A 20,664-nucleotide genomic window follows, 5' to 3' on the forward strand; every position below is an offset into this window, starting at 1 on the left:
GAAACTACGGCGAGCTAACTGCGGTCGCATGCACATCGGCATGGAATGGCCTGCGCCTCAATCTGCAACTAGTAGGCGTACGCTTGCGTCCAGCGAACGGTGAACGATGCGTCCGATTGGCAAGCGACGCTGGCGAGATAATCAGGCCCCATGTCCAGGTCGGCGATGCGATAGGGCGCATCGGGTCCGTTTGCGACCACGTCAATCGGTGCGGGGGATGCAGGCAGCGGGAATTGTCGCAACGGCAGGTCCAATCCCAGGCCGGTGGCTTTTGCCAGCGCCTCTTTGCGTGTCCACCATTGCAGTCCTTGGACGTGACGTGTCGCGGATGGCGCTTCAGCGTATTGGCGGCGTTCCTGTTTCGACATGAAGCAGTTCGCCAGTGCATCGATGTCGATGGCGCGTTGGCTTGGTTCGATGTCGATGCCGATGTCGCGGAACAAGGTCACGGCAAGCAGCAGGCGTTGCTGGCAATGCGATAGCGAGAAACGAATCGGACAATCGGGCAGGTCGATGCGCGGCGCGCGCCGAGGCGGGCGAATCAGCGGAACGCGATCCAGTGGCAATCCGAGTGTTTTCCCGGCGATGGCGCGCACCATCGCATAAGCGGGTTCCGAGCCGGCGCTAGGCCAGTCGTAGAGATCGACGACGTCCATGCAAAGCTTCATGCCAAGGCAGGATCGGCCCGTACGAGCGGCGTCGGTACGGCATGAAAGCGGCCCGTGTCCCATTCGAATTGGGCCCACTCAATCGGCATGATGCCGGCGATTTCCAGCAGTATCCGGCCATCCGGCGCCAGCGCGACCAGGCGTGGCGAATTCGCTCCCTGGTGATAATGCAGATGCAACGCCGAGCCGTAAGCACGATACAAGTCGGCATCGTTACCCGTGGTGTAAACGTCGATGCGTGCCACGCCACCGAATACGGATACCGTTTGGCGCCCACCGTGAAGCGACAAGAAGCGCGTGCGTGCCAAGGCGTCCATGGCGATGCTGGGAATCACGAACTGACGCAGGCTCGGGTCTTTCTCGGCAGCGGAAAGATCGAGTGATGCGCGGATGCCGTCATGGTGTTCCCGTAGATTGCAGATCGCATGGAACGCATGGCGTAGCAGGATCGGGCCACCGTCCAGGCAATACGGGTCCAGCAGCGATTGGCCGGTATCACGCGAGTGATCGGACGGCCAAACGGCGTTACACGAATGCGGCGCGGCGCCAAGTTCGACCGTGATGGCTGCATGTCGTCGGGGCGCGCCGAGGTGGTAACCATCCTTGGTCACGGTCTGGCTTTCGATAAACACCTGCACGACGGATAGCCCCGCGGTAGCGCTGACGAGGTCGGCGGTCACCGTGATCTCGGCAGGCCACCACGCGACAGGGCCACGCAAGAAATGGGAGAAAACCACGTCGCGAAAGGCATGGATGGTCAGCTCTGGTGCCAACGCCTTGGCGGCTTCCGCAGCAATTTCCAGGTGAATGGTTCCGGGTATGCATGGCCGCCCGTCGACCAGGTGATCGAGCAGGTACGCATGCCGATCCAGCCCAATCGTGACGTGCCAGCTTCCGTGCGTTGCAGTCTCGGTTTTTTCGTCGATAAAGCCGTACCTGCGGGAAGCGTCTGCAACGGATGCGGCATCGGCGAGTTTGCCGAGCGTGCGAAACTCAGCTTTCCCCAGATAAATGCTATGGGCGTCGCGCGGTGCGGGCTCGGCGATATCGTGCAGGAAATGCGCTGTGGCGTGTTCCGTCGACATGCCGCTAAACAATTCTCTGCGCTGCATGAGGCCGCGGAACACCGGCTGCGCGGCAAAGCCGGCCTCCTTCCACAGCGGCCAGGAGAGCGTGAATTCGTCGCTGCCGCGCACAATGTGCGCATGCTCGGCCGCGGTGCAAAGAAAACCGTTGGCCGATGTGTAGTCCTGATCGCCTTGCGCGCCGATGTAGGCGGAAACCGAGCCGATGTTGCACCAGATTGCGGGCGGTGCGTTGGCCAGGGCGTGCTTGAGGTTCAAATACCCTTTGATCTTGATGTCGCGAACGGTCTTGAAAACATCCAGCGGCTTTCCCTTGAGCGACGTGCGGTGCACGCCCGCGCCGTGTACCAGCAGATCGATGTGGCTCTCCGCGCCAAGCACTTGGCGCATCGTGTCATCGACGGCTTCGGCGTCGGTGGTGTCGCACGCCAGGTAATGCACGTGCTCCGCGCCGCAGTACCGCCGCAAGGCAGCCAGGTTACGAAGCTTGAGGGCTCCGTCTTGCAGGCGATCGAAGCGTCGGCTCAATGCGGCAATCGACACATTTGGTTCACACTCGCGCCATTGTTCGAGCAGTACCGCCCGCCCCGCAGCAAGCATCGCTACATCGGCTTCGTCGGGCAGCGGCTGACTGCCTAGCAGCCACAATCGCAGCGGTGTACGTGCGGCCAGAGTGAGCAGCATCTGTGCGGTGATGCCTCTGGCGCCACCGGTTGCCACCACCACGGGCGCGGTTCCAAGGCGTGTTCCAGCTTCGCCGTCTTTGCTGTCGGGGGCGGCCTGAAATGCCAGCTCAAAGCGCTTGCCCGCGATGTGATAGGTGACGGGATGGCGCCGCGCTAGCAACATTTCTTCATTCAGCGCCTGCAGGCCGGGTTCCAGTGACTCGATGTCGCTGACCAAGCTGCAAACCAGGCATCCATGCAAATCCCACGGCAGGCTTGCTGCAAAACCGGTGAACAAACCCACGTGCGGTTTGGGTGTGCCGCGTTCAAACGCCGAAAGCAGCAGGATGCCGAACGAACCGTGTTCGTTCAGCGGTTCGCGGTGCCGTTGCAGCGCCAGGAAACAGCAGTCGTGCAAGGCTTCGGTGCGCTTGGGCAACGGCAGCGCGCCGCCGGCAACGATCACCCGGATGTGCCGGATGATGTGCTCGCCGATGGCTGCGGCGTAGTCGTCTTCGGTCATGCGGGCACTCGCCAAAAGAACCAGGCTGTCGTTGCGTGCGATAATCGCGTGCGCGATCTCGACGCTGTCGGTCAAGGTGATCGTTTCCGCTGCATGGGTGACCAGCGGCGCACGAGCCTTTTCCGTTGGCGCAAGCTGCATGACCTGGATATGCCGCTGCACGATATCCGTTTGGGCATCGCTGACCCGATCGGGCGCGTGGGTCTTCGCCGGGGTGATGCGCAACGCGAGACGATGTTGCATGTCCTGGCATGCAAGTACTTTTGGCGTATCGCGCGTCATGGCGCGCAACAACCGCAGTGCGCTGTCGGCGCCCAGCATCGTGCGGTGTGGTGGAATGCTATCGGCTGCGTGGTCTTGCAAGGATGCATCGGCGTCAGGCATGCCGTGATGCAAGACCTCGAGCTGGGCCAGTTCGGCGATGCCGTGGGCGCGGGCGATCGAGCGCCGCGTCAGCGCGAAGCCGAACGCGCCTTCGGCGGGCACTGCATCCGGCGCGACGGTCTTCGTCATCTCCGGGTCGGTATAGGCGTTGAGTGCGAACACCAGCGCGGCGTCGATGTCTCCCGCCTGTACGTAGCGCGCGGCGACCGCCAGCGCGCATAGCGCCGAATCGCGTCCGCCGTCGATCGCCATGTTGGGGCCGCGCAGGTTGAGCAAAGCTGCTACGCGAGCTGCGGTGACATTGGGCATCAGCCCGGGCAGGGTGTCCATGTTGGAAGGCATGGTCCGTGCGCGAGCGTGCGCGGCCAACTGCGCGTGCTGTTCCGGTGCAAGCACGTGCTTGAGCGTGTGCAGGTGGCAGCGCAGCGCGTAACGTGCGCCCGCCTGCGCAGCGCCCATGTGACCAAGAAACACGCCCACTTTGTCCGGCTGCTGCAACCACGCGTTGCCGCTGCCGGCGGCCAGCATGTCGGCACAGCGCATGATGATCAATTGCGAACGATCCACGGCTTGCATGGCCGCCGGGGTCATGCGCACGTCCTGCGGTGGCGGCAAGGGGTAGTCGGTGAACATCCCCGATGGCGCATCGCGTCCGCTCTGCAGCCAGGCGAGTATCCGTTCCCGCGATGGATCGCCCGGTAAATGGGCCGCCCAATCGATCAGTACCAGCGGATCGTCGTGCTCGGCCTGCATGCGATGTGGCCGAGGCGTTTCTCCCGGCAGCGGCGGTTCCTGGATCAGCGCAAAAGCATTGGTGCCGCCGAATCCAAAACCGGATATGCCCACGATGCGTGGCCGGCGTGGCTGGCGGGGCCAGGCTTCGGCGATGCGCGGAATGCGCAGGCTTGGCGCCGTCGATGCCGGGTTTTCCGGGCTACCAAAGCGGGGTTGCGCGGGAATCGCGTCATGCTGCAACCCAAGCAGTGCATGGATGACCGATACCGTGCCCGCCGCCCAACCGGTGTGGCCGACCAGGGCCTTGTTGGACGTGACCGTCCAATGTGCAGTGTCCGACGCCACTGCTCGCAGGGCGTCCAACTCGGAAAGGTCGCCGCGCGGCGTGCCGGTGGCATGGGCGATGATCCAGTCGACATCCGCCGGTGCGATGCCCGCCGCGGAGAAGGCGCGCGCGATGGCGAGCTGCTGCCCTTGCGTGTTGGGCGCGTTGATCGCCTTGCCGCGCCCATCGGAACTGGTGCCTATGCCGGCAAGCATGCCAAGCACCGTATCGCCGTCTTCGACCGCTTGTTTATAGCGCTTGAGCACCACGACCGCTGCGCCATCGGAAAAGGCCGTGCCATTGGCATCGCTGGCGAAACTGCGCACTTCATTGCTGGCGCTGATGCCCTGCAGTTTGGAAAAAAGTGTGAGAAAGCGTGCGCCGAGCGCAAAGCTGCCACTGCAGACCGCGATGTCGGCATCGCCCGTGCGCAAGGCTTTGGCGCCCAGGTCGATCGCATAGAGCGAAGAGGAGCAAGCGGTGTCGATCACGACGATCTCGGTGTCGGCGGGAAGGATGCCGTGGATCGCCAGCGACGGAAGGCGATGCGGCAGCACGCTGCTGAGGTCATCCACGGCGTGCGGATAATGGCGCTTCAGTGCTGCGTGAATCTGCTCATCTGGCAGCAAGCGATCGACAGCTTTCGCGACCAGGGTTTCGTCCAGGTGCTGGTTTCCATCCAGCGCCGCACCCACGACGAACTGAAAGCGATCCGAATTGCGCGACGCGACGCCATCCAGCGCCTGCAGCACCGAGTGCCGCAGCCATCGCACGCTATGCTCATCGGGTGTCAGTGCGTCGGCGTTCAATTCGGCCTGCAATCGCGGGTGAGGTTCGAAATGGCGGAGATAGCCGGCTTTTCTCGCGTAATAGCGATCTTCTTCGTTGGCGTCGGCAGACCAAAAATCATCGATGTCGTGTCGCTCGCCGGGCTCGGTGAAAACGTTCTTGTCCTGTTGCAGTAATTGCCAGAATGCTTCGGGCGAGCTGGCGCCCGGCACGGCCATACCCATGCCGACGATGGCGATGAGCGGTTCGGTTTTTTCTGCTGCCGGATCCTTCGTTGCTTGAGCCTGCAGCGGCTCGGCGGGTGTTGGCGATACGTCGGCAACAGTTATCGATGGTGGCGGCAAGTTGGGTTCTTGCGGCGCGGTGCCGCACTCCGGCGGAAAGTCCGGAATTTGCACGAACGCCATCGACTGCGCGGGTGCAAGCGATCCTAGGCCACCATCCGCGCAGACGATCTGGCCCGTCATCCAGCGTGCATCGTCGCTGACCAGCATGGCCACCAGACGTGCCAGATCGTCATGTTGGGTGGTTCGTCCCAATGGCGTGATGTGCTCCATGGCGTGCAACATGTGCGCGCCCATAGGGAAGCTGCGAAACGCGGCACCATCGATCGGCGCACAGGACGCGGCATTGACTCGGATGCCGTAGGGGCCGTATTCCACCGCCAGATAACGCGTAAGGGATTCCAATGCGGCTTTGGACGTGCCGACCGCCGAATACTTGCCGACGACGTGCTCGCCGCCGGGCGAGGAAATATTGACGATAACACCGCTGCGTTGCGCCACCATCATCGGCAGCGCATGCATGCAGCATAGGCGCGCGCCATGGAAATTGACGTCGTGAATGCGCCGCCAGTCGCGTTCGGTCAGCTCGCTGAAATCGTGGAAGGCGCCGATGGCCGCGTTGTTGACCAGGATGTCGAGGCGGCCGTGGCGTTCGCGGATCTGGCCGAACATCTCGGCTACCTGCTCAGCCTTGGCCACGGACGCGCGCGCAGTCTCCACGGACCAGCCGTTCTGGTGCATCTCGTTGCAGGTCGATTCCGCGCTTTCGCGATCGTGAAAGTAGTTGATGACGATATGCGCACCGCGCATTGCCAATTCGATGGCGATCGCGCGGCCTGCGGACCGGCCACCGCCGGTCACCAGTGCAACGCGCCCTTGTAGCGAAGCAGTCATGGGTCGGCTCCTGCGGCAGGTCCGCCTTCAAGCGCAAGCTGAGCGATTGGGGCTGGAGCTTGCGCAGTGTTTCGTGTGCTATGACCGTTAATGAATTTGCGGGTTTTTCAGGTGATCTTGGATATAGCCGGCGACCGACTTCAGGGTCGGGTAGTTGCCGATGCGAAAGCCATCGGAAATGCCCGCGGCGTGGTAGCGCTCAATCGCACGCGCGAGCAACTCGCTTTGCTTGAGTGAATCGATGCCGAGGTCCGATTCGAGATCGGCCGAATCCGTTAGGTACTGCTGCGGATAGCCCAGCCATTCCGCATAAAGGTTGCGTAGTTCGGCAACCAGATCGGCCGGTTTGCGTTCTGGCGGTTCCTCCTGGCGTACGTGCGTGTCTCTCGATGCCGAGGCAGGTAAAGCGACGATTTCGGGTGGCACGGGGAGGGATGGCATGGTTTGCGCGCGGTGCGGTGCGTCGCTGAAAGTGCGTGCCTGCACGTGCGGAACACATTGATTGACCAGCCTCGTCAGCAAGGAGGTGGCACTGCATTCGATAAAGTCATCCACGCCCCAGGCATGCAGGGTCCGGATGGCATCCATGAAACGCACCGGTTGCAAGAAATGCCCGGCGATCCGCCCGGCAATGTCGGTGGCCTTGTCGTAGAAAGCTCCGTCAATCGGCGAATAGACCGCGCGTTCCGGCGTGTTGATGGTGATGGGGCGGATCGCTTCGTGGAATTGCCGTGCGGCGGCTTTTAGCAAGGGGTTATGGAAGGGGATGGGCGAAGGCAAGGTGATGCACTTGATGCCTAGGGCGGTAGCGACGGCGCTCACGCTTGCCAACGCCTGTGGTGTTCCGGACAGCACGGTCTGGCGCGGTGCGTTGGCGGCAGCAACAGCTAGATCGGCATGTCCGATGGCAGCCACCAAGTGCAGCGCACGTTCCATGCCGATCGCTATCGCCATCATGCCGCCGGCGGTCGATGGGTCCGCCTGCGCCGCCTTGGTGCGTGCGACGACGATCTGCGCGCCATCGTCGACGCTCCATGCGTTGGCGAGCGTCAAGGCGGGAATTTCACCCAGGCTGTGGCCGATCAGGATGGTGTCGCGCGGCGCACGCTCGGCGGCCAGATGCCCGAACGCAAGTGCTTGCGCGTAAAGCGCAAGTTGCAGGCGCATAACATCGTTTGCCAAGAGGCTGGCTATCGGAGGTGAATAGGGATCCAGCAGCAAGGGCGACATGGGCGCTTGCGCGTGTTGTCTTGCCACGTTGTCGGTGGTGGTGAGGATGTCCGAAACGGCAGATAGTTGCGCGAAGGCTTGCAGACATCCTGGTGCATACGCGCCCTGGCCTGGAAAGAGTAAAGCAGTAGTCGTTGCGTGCATGACACATCCTTGACGTGATGACGACTAGGGTAAGGATTATCCAAAGACGACCTGTTTTCTCTTTGAGAAAGACGGGTGTGTTTGGCGTAACGAAAAAGAGGGACACATTTGAAAGTGAGAACGGGTTCCCATGTTGCATCCAGCCCTTGTCAAAACCTGCATGGACCATCGCTTGATGCTGTGACCTTGATGCTGCGACGTTGCCTCATGCAATGCTGGATCATCGCGCCAGGTATCGCTGGCAAACGGAGCGTGCCGTATGTCGATGCGTGTACAACATCTTGAAGGCCAGGTGGCGATCGTTACCGGTGCGTCGCGCGGGCTGGGGCGCATTTACGCCGAGAAGCTTGCCTCGCAGCGCATGACCGTGGCGTTGCTGGCGCGCGATCGTTTCGCACTGGATACGGTCTCGGAACATATCCATGCGGTGGGGGGGAACGCTGTCGTTATCGAATCCGATGTCGGTGACCAGGCCTCCATTGCCGACGCGTTCGCCCAAGTGGATGAGCGTTTGGGACGCGTTGATCTGCTGATCAACTGCGCCGGCGACACGCCCGCCGTGGGCCAGGCGTGGGATATCGACCATGCACAGTGGTGGCGCACGATGGAAGTGCACGTGCGCGGAAGTTTTCTGTGCATGCAGGAAGCGATGCGACGCATGGTTGTCAGCGGTGGCGGCCGCATCGTCAACCTTGCCAGTCGGGCAGGTGCTCCGCGCTGGGCCACCGTGTCGGCTTACTCGGTGGCCAAGGCCGCCATCATCAAGCTGACCGAGAACGTTGCCGAGGAGGCGCGCGAAAAAGGGATATGCGTTTTCGCCTTCAACCCCGGTGTGGTGCAAGGCGTTGGCATGCTTGAAACCGCGAGCCATGTGGCGACGGAGCCTGGTACGGTTTGGGCGGATCTCGGCGACTGGTTTCGCCGAAGAGGCGAAACGGGACACTTGGTTTCGGCCGAGCGGGGTGCGGAGATCATCGTGGCCTTGGCGAAAGGCGAGTGCGATTTTCTCAGTGGACGTTACCTGGCGGTTGGCGATGATTTTGCCTCCTTGCGTAAACAGGCGCGTATGATCGAGAACAGCGACGTGTTGACCATGCGCATACGGGAAGTCGATTGGATAGCCCGAAAGCAGCCGGCAGAGGTCTCTGGGGCTGGGTTGCGCTAATCAATCTGCGATTGCGTCAATGTGTGTGATCAATGCGATATCGCTGGCGAGGCTTTCTTCCATTGCTCTATCCAGATCAAAGGTGATGGATACCAGATCACTCGCCGATCGTCAGCAACGAGGCGTTGCCACCTGCCGCTGTGGTGTTGATGGTGAGCGTACGCTCACCCGCAAAACGCAACAGATAGTGCGGACCGCCGGCTTTCGGGCCGGTACCGGACAGGCTTTCGCCCCCGAACGGCTGCACGCCGACCACCGCGCCGATCTGATTACGGTTGACATAGCAGTTGCCGACGCGGGCGTGGCTACGAATGTATTCCACGGTGTCGTCGATGCGGCTGTGCACACCGAGGGTGAGGCCGTAGCCGGTGCCGTTGATGGCGTCGATGACCTTGGGCAGTTCCGCACCCTTCCAGCGGATCACGTGCAGCACGGGGCCGAACACTTCGCGCTTGAGGATGTCGAGCGATGGGATTTCATACGCGCGCGGTGCGAAGAAGGTGCCGTTGCCAGTGGTGGCCGGATCGAGCTTGGCTTCGGCGATCTTCTTGGTTTCCTTGTCCATGCGTGCGGCATGGTCGTTGAGGATTTTCAGTGCGTCTTCATCGATCACCGGACCCACGTCAGTGGAGAGTTGGCCCGGATCGCCCACCTTCAGTTCGGCCATGGCGCCAGCGAGCATGCCGATCACCTTGTCGGCGATGTCTTCCTGCACGAACAGCACGCGTGCGGCGGAGCAACGCTGACCGGCGGACTGGAAGGCGGAGGCGATCACGTCCTTGACGATCTGCTCGGGTAGGGCGGAGGAGTCGGCGATCATCGCGTTCTGGCCGCCGGTCTCGGCGATCAGGGCGGCGATCGGTGCGTTGCGCGCGGCAAGCGCGCGGTTGATCGCCCAGGCGGTTTCGGTGGAGCCGGTGAAAGCGACGCCGGCCACGCGTGGATCTTTGGTGAGCGCCGCGCCAACCACGGCGCCATCACCCGGTAGGTATTGCAGTACGTCGGTGGGTACGCCCGCTTCGTGCAGCAATTTTATCGCGGCATAGCCGATCAGGCTGGTTTGCTCGGCGGGCTTGGCGATCACGCTGTTGCCGGCAGCCAGAGCAGCGGACACTTGGCCGAGGAAGATCGCCAACGGGAAGTTCCACGGGCTGATGCAGACGAATACGCCGCGACCGTTGAGAAAGAGCTGGTTGCTTTCGCCGGTCGGGCCAGGCAACTGTTCCGGATGGCCGAACAGACGACGCGCCATCGCAGCGTAGTAACGCAGGAAGTCGGCCGCTTCGCGGATTTCGGCGATGGCGTCGGGCAAGCTCTTGCCGGCTTCGCGTACGCACAGTGCGATGAATTCGCTGCGGCGCGCTTCGAGCTGGTCGGCGGCATGCTCAAGAATGGCAGCGCGGCTGGCGGCCGGAAGACGGTCCCAGTTCGGTTGCGCGGCTACGCCGTTGGTCAGCGCTTTGTCGACCAGTGCGGCATCAGCGCTGACATAGCTGCCGACAACGTCGCGACGGTCGGCTGGATTGGCGACCTGCACGGTCGGGCCGTTGCCCTGGGCGCCCGGCACCAAGGCCATGGCATTCCACGAGCCGGACTTCGCATTAACCGCCTCGGCGAGGGCCTTCAGTTCATTGTCGTTGGAGAAGTTGACGCCCATGGAGTTCTTCCTGGATACCGAATTGGAATCTTGCGCAAGCGCAAAATGGTCACCGAAGAGATTGATCGGCAGCAGAATACGTGGATGTGCATGGCTGCCATGATGGGCAGTGGCGAAGCGGCGCACTGTTTCGCAGGGATCGGCCACCAGGTCGCGCACCGGTAGCGTTTCATCCACCACACGGTTGACGAAGCTGGTGTTGGCGCCGTTTTCAAGCAGGCGGCGCACCAGATACGGCAGCAGGTCTTCGTGCGTGCCAACCGGCGCATACACGCGGCAGGGTACGTTGAGCCCGCTTTTATCGGTTTGGGGTGTGCCGATCACTTCGGCGTAGAGATCCGTGCCCATGCCGTGTAGACGTTGGAATTCGAACGGACGGCCGCGCGCAATGTGATGCGCGGCGGCGATGGTGTGCGCGTTGTGTGTGGCAAACTGCGGATAGATCAGATCGCTGCCCGCGTCGAACAGCTTATGCGCGCAGGCCATGTAAGAGACGTCGGTGTTCGGCTTGCGCGTATACAGCGGATAGCCGGACAGGCCAAGCTCCTGTGCACGCTTGATTTCGGCATCCCAGTACGCACCTTTCACTAGGCGCACGTACCAGCGGCGATCAGCGGCACGGGCGGTTTCGATCAGCCAGTCGATCACCAACGGCGTGCGCTTGGAGTAAGCCTGCACCACGATCCCTAAGCCATTCCAGCCTTGCAACGAAGGATGCGCGAAAACGTCGCCGATGATGTCGAGCGAGAGTTCCAGGCGATCGGCTTCCTCCGCATCCACGGACAACGCAATGCCTTGTTTCATCGCGAGCTGCGACAGTTCCAGCAGTTTGGCGGTGAGATCGCGGCGTGCGCGTGTGCGGTGGGCGACTTCATAACGCGGATGCAGCGCGGAGAGTTTCACAGAGATCGACGGCGCATCCGTGTGATTGGCGAATGGCCCGCGCCCGCCGATGGCGGCGATGGCGTTGCGGTAATCCTGCTGATAGCGCTCGGCGGTTTCGCGGGTCAGTGCCGACTCGCCCAGCATGTCGTAGGAATAGCGATAAACGGCATATTCGGGTTTGGCGCAACGATCGAGCGCTTCGTTGATGGTCTGCCCCATCACGAACTGATGCCCCATGATGCGCATGGCCTGGCGCACGGCCAGGCGAATCGCTGGTTCGCCCGCGCGGCCGACCAGGCGGCGCAGCGCACCGGTGAAATCGTGGCGGGTTTCCTCGGCCAGGTTCACCAGCTTGCCGGTGAGCATCAAACCCCAGGTGGAGGCGTTGACGAACAGCGACTGGTTTTGGCCCATGTGCTTCTTCCAGTTCGCGTCGCCCAGCTTGTCGCGGATCAGCTTGTCTGCGGTGGCCCTGTCCGGAATGCGTAGCAGGGCTTCGGCCACGCACATCAGCAGCACACCTTCCTCGCTGGAAAGGTCGTACTGGCGCATGAAGGATTCCACCGCGCTCTGGTCTTTGGCACGCGCACGCACGCGGGTAACCAGGTCGGCGGCCAGGTCGATCACCTTTTCGCGTTCGACCGGCGGCAGGGTGGCTTGAGCGAGCAGGTCGTTGACGGCTTCGGTCTCGTCGCGCAGCCAGGCAGCAGTAATGCGTGCACGGGCCGGCTCGGTGCCGGTCGGCAGTTCGGGTGTGAGAATAGGTTGGGTCACGTTGGCGTGGTGCGTTGGGAGTGGGGCGTCGGGGATTCGCGATTGTACGGTGGGGTGGGGAGGGAACGCATTCGTACAAGATGAGTATGGCGTGGGGGCTGGCTCCTCGATGTTGAAGGAGTGACGCTGCAGAGGAAGGCAACGCCTCGCCCCGCGACAATTTGTAGCAACGGCAGAATCGGTTACATCGTTCCGCGATTCGCAAATCTACGACAACCGCAAACGGCGTGTAACGCGTATATCCGTGCAAATGCTCATATTTTTGTGCGCAAGCGAAGCCTCTGGCGATGCGCTGCGCACGCTGCACTCATCCTTGCCCCCTCCTGCCTCGCGGCCTATGATCGGACCGTTCCAGGCACGCCGGACTTTTCATGATCGTGCTTCGACCAGCCGTCGGCGGCCTGCCGTACGTGTTGTGGCTAAGGCCCAATCGCGTGCTCAGTCGGCGCGGTCTGAGTCGTTTGATCCTGGTGCTGGCTACCCTGGCGTTGATGACGGCAGGTCTGGGAGCGTGGCAGGGTAATGTGTTTGCCCCGTTGTTCGCCCTGATCGAGGCTTCCGCCGTGGCTATCGCGTTGAGCGTGGCCTGGCGGGCAGGCGACCGCAGCGAACGCATCACCCTCGACGCTGAGTCGCTGGAGGTGCAAATTCTGCCGGGGCGCCGTTGCACGCGCTTCCAACCCTATTGGGTGCGCGTGCTGCTGGAGTCTGGGGAAGGGCGTTACCGATTGTTGTTGTCGTCGCATGGATGCAGGCTGGAAGTTGGAGCTTTCCTCGCGGAGGAAGAACGCGCCGAGCTGTTCCGGAAACTCAGGGTGCTGCTGGCCGATGTCCAATCCCAGCCGCGCGGGAGGATGATCTGAAAAGGTGCAAACATGAGAGCTGGCGGTATCGGGAAGCACGGTATTAGGTTCAAGGCAAAGCAGACAGTTGTGGCATGGGGGTGGGCAGCCCTTGGTTTGTTCGGTGGCACCGTCCAGGCGAATCCGCAGCCGGGGCAGTTGAATCTCACGCCTGGCGTGACGACGTATTCTCACGTGCCCTACGTGCTCAACAACGTGGCGCTGGGTGTGTGCGTGGTGATCGGCATTCTGGTGTTCGGCGCCATGTTCATCGCCATGTTCCGTTTTCGCAAATCGCGCGGCGCAGTGGCGGGGAAGTGGTCGCACAACACGATGGTCGAGATCATCTGGACCGTCATTCCCGTTCTTATCCTGATTACGCTGGCCTGGCTGGCCACCAATGGCCTGCGTGAGTTCTCCGACACCACGGGCGCGCAGATGACGGTGAAGGTCACTGGTTATCAGTGGAAGTGGCGTTACGACTACGTTGACTACCAGGGCAAGGCACTCAGCCACGTCGATTTCATGTCGAAGCTGGATGATCAGAGCAATGCTACCCGCCAACTCAATTCCGGCCTGGATCCGTGGGCCGTCAAGGCTGATGGCGAGCAAACCTATCTGTTGAACGTGGACCATCCGCTGGTGGTGCCGATCCACACCAAGATCCGTTTCGTGATCACCGCCGACGACGTGATCCACTCCTGGTTCGTGCCGGCGCTGGGTTGGAAGATGGACGCGATTCCGGGCGTAGTGAATGCCGCGTGGACCAATATCAACACGCCAGGCATCTATCGGGGCCAGTGCGCGGAACTGTGCGGCCAGGATCATGGTTTCATGCCGATCGTGGTGAAGGCGGTGTCGCAGGAAGACTTTGCCAAGTGGCTGGCCGAACAGCAGAAGCCCGCCGCGGCCCCGGCTCCGTCCTCCACGGTGGCGACGCCTGCGCAGGCTACGGCGCAGGTGGCACCGGCACACGCCCCACAGGGCTGATCATTCGGCTGCTTGCGCAGTTCACCCGAAGCAGTTTTATGTCGACGTATTCAAAGGTAGAGGTTCAAGGTTATGGCCCAAGCAGCCGCCCACGAACACCACGATGAGCATCACGACGAACACCACGAGCACCTGAACTTCGTTCAGCGCTGGGTGATGTCCACCAACCACAAGGACATCGGTACGCTGTACCTGGTTTTCTCCCTGCTGATGTTTTTCATCGGTGGCAGCTTCGCAATGATCATCCGCGCGGAACTGTTCCAGCCGGGTATGCAACTGGTGCAGCCGTACTTCTTTAACGAGATGACCACCATGCATGCGCTGGTGATGATCTTCGGTGCGGTGATGCCGGCCTTCGTGGGCCTGGGCAACTGGATGATTCCGTTGATGGTCGGTGCGCCGGACATGGCGTTACCGCGCATGAACAATCTGTCGTTCTGGATTCTTCCGTTCGCGTTCGCCTTGTTGCTGTCTACCTTGTTCCTGCCAGGTGGTGCCCCGGCCGGTGGGTGGACCATGTATCCGCCGCTATCACTGCAGAGCGCGTCGCTGGCTTATCTGGTGTTTGCAGTGCACTTGATGGGTGTCAGCTCGATCATGGGCGCGATCAACATCATCGCCACCATTCTCAACATGCGCGCGCCGGGCATGGATCTATTGAAGATGCCGGTGTTCGTGTGGAGCTGGTTGATCACCGCCTTCCTGCTGATCGCGGTGATGCCAGTGCTGGCTGGCGCGGTGACCATGTTGCTCACCGACAAGTATTTCAATACGCACTTCTTCGATGCCGCTGGGGGCGGTGATCCGATCCTGTTCCAGCACGTGTTCTGGTTCTTCGGTCACCCTGAGGTGTACATCATGATCCTGCCCGCATTTGGGATCATTTCGGAGATCATTCCCACCTTCTCGCGCAAGCCGATCTTCGGCTACAGGGCGATGGTGTTCGCGATTGCGTCGATCGCCTTCCTGTCGTTCATCGTGTGGGCGCACCACATGTTCGCGGTGGGTTTGCCGCTGGGTGCGGAAATTTTCTTTATGTACGCGACGATGCTGATCGCGGTGCCGACCGGCGTGAAGGTGTTCAACTGGGTCGCCACCATGTGGGGTGGTTCGATGACCTTCGAAACGCCGATGCTGTTTGCCATCGCCTTCGTCATTTTGTTCACCATCGGCGGCTTCTCCGGCCTGATGCTGGCGCTGGTGCCGGCTGATTTCCAATATCACGACACCTATTTCGTGGTGGCGCACTTCCATTACGTGTTGGTGACCGGTGCCATCTTCGCGATCATGGCCGCTACGTATTATTGGATCCCCAAGTGGACCGGTCACATGTACAACGAGTTTTGGGGCAAGGTGCACTTCTGGAATTCGGTGGTGTGGGTGAACGTGTTGTTCTTCCCGCAGCATTTCCTGGGGCTGGCCGGCATGCCGCGTCGCATCCCGGATTACAACGTGGCTTTTGCCAACTTCAACATGATCAGTTCAATCGGCGGCTTTCTGTTCGGCGCCTCGCAGTTGATCTTCCTGGGGGTGGTGATCCACTGCGTGTGGTTCTCCAAGAAGAAAGCCACCGATCGGGTGTGGGAAGGTGCCAAGGGACTGGAGTGGACGTTGTCGTCGCCGCCGCCGCACCACTCTTTCTCGGTTGCACCAGTGATTCATGATGAAGAACTCGCGCATGGCCATGTCGAGGACTGATCGATGAAGCTGGATCACCAGACGCTTGAAACAGGACAGGCTCAGCGACTGCTCCGCGCCAGGCGCACTGCGGCGGTGGTCGGAGCCATTGCCTTGGCGGTGTTTGTGTTTTCGATTGCGCAAATGCTTTGGCTGCAACATCATCCACAGGCACATGCGCGGGCAGTCCAGGAAGCGCTCATGCAGTAACCCGCCACAGCGGGGGAGAACGTAGGTCACCAGCAACATCTACGGAATACACATCATGGGTCAGCAGCACGATATCTATTACGTACCGACCAAGAGCCAGTGGCCGATCGTGGCTGCCATGGTCATGTTCCTCACCGTATTCGGCGCGGCGCACTGGCTCAACGCCGAACCGGGTGAGAGCAGCCTTGGCAGGACGCTGCTGCTGATCGGTTTCGTCGGCATCCTTTGCATGTTTTTCGGCTGGTTCCGCTCGGTGATCCACGAGTCGATGGCCGGGCGCTACAACAGTCAGGTGGATCGCTCCTTCCGCATGGGCATGATGTGGTTCATCTTTTCCGAAGTGATGTTCTTCGGCGCCTTCTTCGGTGCGCTGTTTTACATCCGCATGTTTTCGGTGCCCTGGCTAGGTGGTTACGGCCATGGTGTGTTGACGCATCAATATCTGTGGAGTAGCTACGCTGCATCGTGGGGCTCGGGTGGCGGTAATGGTCCGGCGCATGTCGGTGGTGCGTTCGAGACTGTGGGGCCATGGGGCTTGCCGCTGCTCAATACGCTAATCCTGCTCAGCTCCAGCGTGACGGTGACCATCGCACACCATGCCTTGAAGGCAGGGCATCGCGGCAAGGTGCTGCTGTTCTTGGGCTTGACCGTGCTGCTGGGCGCCGGCTTTCTGTTCTGTCAGGCGCACGAATACATCGAGGCCTACAAAGAGCTCAATCTCACCCTGGGCACCGGCGTCTACGGCTGCACGTTCTTCATGCTCACTGGCTTCCACGGCATGCATGTCACGCTTGGCACGATCATGCTCGCCATCATCTGGCTACGCGTGTTGGCTGGCCACTTCAACAAGGAACATCACTTCGGCTTCGAGGCGGTGGCCTGGTATTGGCACTTCGTGGATGTGGTGTGGCTGGGGTTGTTTATGCTCGTCTACATCCTTTAGGGGTTCTTCGGCGAAACAACAATCGTCTCGCGCTGATGTCCCATGCGTCTTGTCGTCATTGCGGCGAATGCCGCAATGACGACAAGACTGCCCTGGTTACTGCCCCACCCCATGCGGGTGAATCCACCCCATCTTGATGCCAATGATGACCATCACAATCAGCACCAGCGAAAAGCTGATGCGCCGGGTCAGTGCCCATACCGTGCGTTTACTGCCGTCCTTGTCGGTCATCATGAAATACAGCGCCTGGCCAAGGTTGAACACCACCACCAGGAACATGATCACCAACGCGACTTTGTAGATGGTTTCCACGTGATTGACCTGAGCAGGCTCGACATGGCCAGTATAGCCATCCATATAGGAGTCGCCGCATGAGCTGGATGCGCCGACCAGCATGGTGGTCAGTGCTGCTGACCGTGGCTGGAGTGCTTGTTTTTGTGCGTTTGGGCGTCTGGCAACTGCATCGCGCCGAGTATAAGGACGAACTTCTGCGACGGTATGCCGCAGCGGCCGGTGCGCCGGTGCAGGACTTTGCGGTCGCGGTGGCTAATGTGGTCGAAAACGTGTATCCGCGTGTTCGTGTGCAAGGACATTACCTGATCGATCGTCTTTACCTGCTCGACAACCCCAAGCATGACGATATGGGCGGCGTGGAGGTTTTCGCGCCATTCCGTCCAGATCATCAGGACAAGCTGCTGCTGGTCGATCTGGGATTTTTGCCCGGCAACGGTTCAGACAAGGCGCCGCAACTGTCGCCATTGCCGACCAGTCCGCAAACCTTGCACGGGCTGTATCAGCCACCACCTGGCAAGGGTTTTGAAATGGGTGGAAATGCACTGGCGCAGCAGGCGCAGTGGCCCAAGACGTCGATCTATCTGGATCTGGGCCAGGTCGCCGCTGATTTGCATGCATCGCTTTATCCGCGTGTGCTGGCACTGGATGCGGATCCGGTGGCGATCTATGTGCGTGTGCATACGCTGGATCTTTCTTCCATGCCGCCGGCGCGGCATCGGGCCTATGCTTTTCAGTGGTTCACCTTCGCTGTGGTGGTGGCGGTGATGTTTGTGGTGCTGCATGGAGCCAAGCGTCGTCCGAACAAGAACAAATCATGACCCAATCAACCGACCACGCCTTGCGCGCAAGCCGCCTGAAATTCCTGTGGGTGATAATCGTATTCGCCGCGCCCATCATCGCGGCGGCCTTGCTCAATGTGAGTGGCTGGCAGCCGACGGGCAATGCCTACGGCGAGCCGATTTTGCCCCAGCGCAATTTTGAACAGGAACACGTGCAGGTACGACTTGCTGACGGCACGTTCTGGGCCTGGCGCGACAGCTCACCCCGCATGACCTTGGTCGCACTCGTGGGCCCGGTCTGCGCGGCCCGCTGCATGGATACGCTGACCAAGGTGGCCGCCGCTCGCATCACCCTCAACAACAACATGACGCGTCTGCGCCTGCTTTACGTCGGCCAACCGCCCGCGGATGCGGCCGCCAGCGGTATGCAGAATTATTGGGATCTGGGCACCGATGTGGGTGGGAATCTCGCTGCCTATCGTCCCAGTCGCCCCGATTCGGTGAGTGCGTTGCTGGTGGAATCCGACGGAACGGTCCTGACCCTGTATCCTGATGAGTTCGATCCAAGCGGTTTGCGCAAGGATCTGCAGAAGGTGATTCGTTAAGGATGCTCTGAATACTCATGTCGCTACGTGTCCGGAAAATCGTGCCCTATCTTGCCGTGCTGGCGGCGATCTTCGCCTTTGGCCTGGTGATGTTTGGCGCGTTCGTCAGGCTTTCCAACGCCGGCCTGTCTTGCCCGGACTGGCCTACCTGCTACGGCAAGGCAACGTGGCCGCAGCACGCGCAGGCGGTGGTGCAGGCCAATCAGGCTTTTCCGGATCGTCCCTTCGAGGCGGACAAGGCGTGGCGCGAACAAGTGCATCGCATGCTGGCCGGTACGCTAGGCGTGCTGGTATTGCTGCTGGCACTGGTGGCCGCGCGCCGCGATTGGCTCATGTTGTTATTGATCCTGCTTAGCGCCATTTTTGCTACGGCGGGGGTCACGCTCTATTTGCATGGCGCGCACCAGGTGGCCTCGGGGCTGGCCTTGCTGGCGATCCTGCTTCCAATCACTGGGGCACTTTGGCTGCGCGAACATGGCGCGTTGAAGATGAGCGTGCTGGCACTCGCCGTCATCATCTTCCAAGCGATGCTGGGTATGTGGACAGTGACCTTGTTGCTCAAGCCGGTTGTGGTAATGGGGCATCTGCTGGGTGGCCTGACCACGTTCGGGTTGCTTGCGTATGTCGCCTTGCGCTACAGCGGTGTTGGTGCACCAAACAATCGCTACGCGTCGCTACGCCGGCTGGTCGTGTTGGGCATGGTGTTGCTTGCGTTCCAGATCGCGCTCGGCGGATGGACCTCCGCTAACTATGCAGCGCTGGCCTGCGGTACTGATTTCCCGACCTGTCTGGGACAATGGGCACCGCCTACCAATTTTCATCAGGGCTTTGTGCTGTGGCGCGAAGTCGGGGTGAACTATGAAGGTGGCGTTCTCGACACGGCCGCGCGCAGCGCCATCCAGATCACGCATCGGATCGGTGCGCTGGTGGTGTTCTGTTATCTGAGCTGGCTGTCGTATCGCTTGATGCGCAGCGGCTTTCGATGGGGCGGTATCGCGGTGTTGGCGGTTTTGATTTTTCAGGTGCTGCTGGGTATCAGCAATGTGCACCTCGGCTTGCCTTTGGCCGTAGCGACCATGCACAACGGCGGCGCAGCGCTGTTGCTGTTCGTGCTGCTCGCGAATTTCACGCGAGTGCAACCATGGCGGACTGATGTGACGGACGTACTGATATGAGCCTGGTTCGTGAATACCTGCAGTTGACCAAGCCGCGCGTGGTCGCGTTGCTGGTGTTCTGCGCGGTGATCGGCATGTTTCTCGCGGTACCGGGCATTCCGTCGTGGCACGCGCTGGTGTTTGGCACGCTCGGCATCTGGATGGCTTCCGGCTCGGCGGCGGCTTTCAATCACCTGATCGATGAGCGCATTGATAAGCTGATGGCCCGCACTGCGCGTCGCCCGTTGGCCACGGGCAAACTCAAGCCGCGGCAGGTGCTGGTTTTCGCCATCATCCTCGGTATCGTCTCGATGCTGGTGCTGGCGTTGCTGGTCAACGGCCTAACCGCATGGCTCACGTTTGGTGGCCTCATTGGTTATGCCTTGGTCTATACCGCCTACTTGAAGCGTGCGACGCCGCAAAACATCGTGATCGGCGGCCTAGCGGGAGCGATTCCCCCCGTGCTGGGCTGGACCGCCGTCACCGGTGCGCTGCATCCGTTCGCCCTGCAGTTATGCCTGATCATCTTCGTCTGGACCCCGCCGCATTTCTGGGCGCTGGCCATTTTCCGCCGCGACGACTACGCCCGCGCGGACATTCCCATGCTGCCCGTCACCCACGGCGTGCGCTACACCCGCTGGAACATCCTGCTCTACACCATCCTGCTGGTGATCGTAAGTTTGCTGCCAACTTTCACGGGTTATACGGGACTAATCTATCTCGGCGGCGCAACCGTGCTGGGTGTCGGCTTCCTGTATTACGCCATTCGCATGATGAACCCGCCGGACGAATACTTCGCCATGCGTACGTTCAAGTATTCTATTATCTACCTGATGGCGCTGTTCGCGCTTTTTCTAGCTGATCATTGGATTGCATCGCCGTTGCTGCATAGCACTGCGGCATAGATTCAGTATTCAAGTTCCGTTTCGCTGCGGCAACTTAATTCAGATCAGGCGGTGCGTG

The 20,664-nt window shown here is 61.1% G+C and carries 15 protein-coding genes; 10 read left to right on the forward strand and 5 right to left on the reverse strand.

Annotated elements, in window-relative coordinates; all coding sequences use genetic code 11:
* Positions 1–68 precede the first annotated feature (68 nt).
* The 3 genes from EO087_RS13600 to EO087_RS13610 all read right to left on the reverse strand — a co-directional run bounded on the left by EO087_RS13600 (position 69) and on the right by EO087_RS13610 (position 7,726).
* On the reverse strand, positions 69–656 hold the full coding sequence (locus EO087_RS13600) for a 4'-phosphopantetheinyl transferase superfamily protein (RefSeq protein ID WP_164931849.1): 588 nt from the start codon (positions 654–656) through the stop codon (positions 69–71).
* A gap of 8 nt (positions 657–664) precedes the next feature.
* Positions 665–6,352 (reverse strand): SDR family oxidoreductase, encoded by a 5,688-nt coding sequence (locus EO087_RS13605; RefSeq protein WP_128899339.1) that lies wholly within the window; start codon positions 6,350–6,352, stop codon positions 665–667.
* An 87-nt stretch (positions 6,353–6,439) separates the two neighbouring features.
* A complete protein-coding gene (locus tag EO087_RS13610) occupies positions 6,440–7,726 on the reverse strand; it encodes an acyltransferase domain-containing protein (RefSeq protein ID WP_128899340.1) in 1,287 nt (428 codons plus the stop codon).
* Positions 7,727–7,985: 259 nt separating this feature from the next.
* On the opposite strand from EO087_RS13610, the gene EO087_RS13615 reads away from it, so the two are divergent.
* A complete protein-coding gene (locus EO087_RS13615) occupies positions 7,986–8,891 on the forward strand; it encodes an SDR family oxidoreductase (RefSeq protein WP_128899341.1) in 906 nt (301 codons plus the stop codon).
* A 97-nt stretch (positions 8,892–8,988) separates the two neighbouring features.
* On the opposite strand, the gene putA is transcribed toward EO087_RS13615, so the two are convergent.
* Positions 8,989–12,207, reverse strand: a complete 3,219-nt coding sequence (gene putA, locus EO087_RS13620; protein WP_128899342.1) for a bifunctional proline dehydrogenase/L-glutamate gamma-semialdehyde dehydrogenase PutA — start codon at positions 12,205–12,207, stop codon at positions 8,989–8,991.
* 371 nt (positions 12,208–12,578) lie between these two features.
* Between putA and EO087_RS13625 the strand changes: the two genes are divergently transcribed.
* The 5 genes from EO087_RS13625 to EO087_RS13645 all read left to right on the forward strand — a co-directional run bounded on the left by EO087_RS13625 (position 12,579) and on the right by EO087_RS13645 (position 16,869).
* Complete coding sequence (locus EO087_RS13625) at positions 12,579–13,070, forward strand: DUF2244 domain-containing protein (RefSeq protein ID WP_240669061.1); 492 nt, start codon at positions 12,579–12,581, stop codon at positions 13,068–13,070.
* A gap of 12 nt (positions 13,071–13,082) precedes the next feature.
* Positions 13,083–14,039: a cytochrome c oxidase subunit II gene (coxB, locus tag EO087_RS13630; RefSeq protein WP_128899343.1), complete on the forward strand. Its 957-nt coding sequence runs from the start codon at positions 13,083–13,085 to the stop codon at positions 14,037–14,039.
* Positions 14,040–14,111: 72 nt separating this feature from the next.
* Positions 14,112–15,737 carry a cytochrome c oxidase subunit I gene (gene ctaD, locus EO087_RS13635; RefSeq protein ID WP_128899344.1) on the forward strand — a complete coding sequence of 542 codons (1,626 nt, stop codon included), beginning with the start codon at positions 14,112–14,114 and terminating at the stop codon, positions 15,735–15,737.
* A gap of 3 nt (positions 15,738–15,740) precedes the next feature.
* On the forward strand, positions 15,741–15,926 hold the full coding sequence (locus EO087_RS13640) for a hypothetical protein (RefSeq protein ID WP_128899345.1): 186 nt from the start codon (positions 15,741–15,743) through the stop codon (positions 15,924–15,926).
* A gap of 55 nt (positions 15,927–15,981) precedes the next feature.
* Positions 15,982–16,869: a cytochrome c oxidase subunit 3 gene (locus tag EO087_RS13645; protein WP_128899346.1), complete on the forward strand. Its 888-nt coding sequence runs from the start codon at positions 15,982–15,984 to the stop codon at positions 16,867–16,869.
* A gap of 96 nt (positions 16,870–16,965) precedes the next feature.
* On the opposite strand, the gene EO087_RS13650 is transcribed toward EO087_RS13645, so the two are convergent.
* Positions 16,966–17,181 (reverse strand): twin transmembrane helix small protein, encoded by a 216-nt coding sequence (locus tag EO087_RS13650; RefSeq protein WP_128899958.1) that lies wholly within the window; start codon positions 17,179–17,181, stop codon positions 16,966–16,968.
* A 59-nt stretch (positions 17,182–17,240) separates the two neighbouring features.
* On the opposite strand from EO087_RS13650, the gene EO087_RS13655 reads away from it, so the two are divergent.
* Genes EO087_RS13655 through cyoE form a run of 4 tightly spaced genes read left to right on the forward strand, consistent with a single transcriptional unit; the run spans position 17,241 to position 20,606 of the window.
* Positions 17,241–17,981, forward strand: a complete 741-nt coding sequence (locus tag EO087_RS13655; RefSeq protein ID WP_128899347.1) for an SURF1 family protein — start codon at positions 17,241–17,243, stop codon at positions 17,979–17,981.
* Positions 17,978–18,547: a hypothetical protein gene (locus tag EO087_RS13660; protein ID WP_128899348.1), complete on the forward strand. Its 570-nt coding sequence runs from the start codon at positions 17,978–17,980 to the stop codon at positions 18,545–18,547. Before EO087_RS13655 ends, EO087_RS13660 begins: the two co-directional genes overlap by 4 nt.
* A gap of 17 nt (positions 18,548–18,564) precedes the next feature.
* The gene (locus EO087_RS13665; RefSeq protein WP_128899349.1) at positions 18,565–19,722 is read left to right on the forward strand and encodes a COX15/CtaA family protein; all 1,158 of its coding nucleotides are present in this window, start codon (positions 18,565–18,567) and stop codon (positions 19,720–19,722) included.
* Positions 19,719–20,606, forward strand: a complete 888-nt coding sequence (gene cyoE / locus EO087_RS13670) for a heme o synthase (protein ID WP_128899350.1) — start codon at positions 19,719–19,721, stop codon at positions 20,604–20,606. Before EO087_RS13665 ends, cyoE begins: the two co-directional genes overlap by 4 nt.
* Positions 20,607–20,664: the final 58 nt, after the last annotated feature.

Origin of the sequence: Dyella sp. M7H15-1, from assembly GCF_004114615.1 — a bacterium.
GTDB lineage: Bacteria > Pseudomonadota > Gammaproteobacteria > Xanthomonadales > Rhodanobacteraceae > Dyella_B.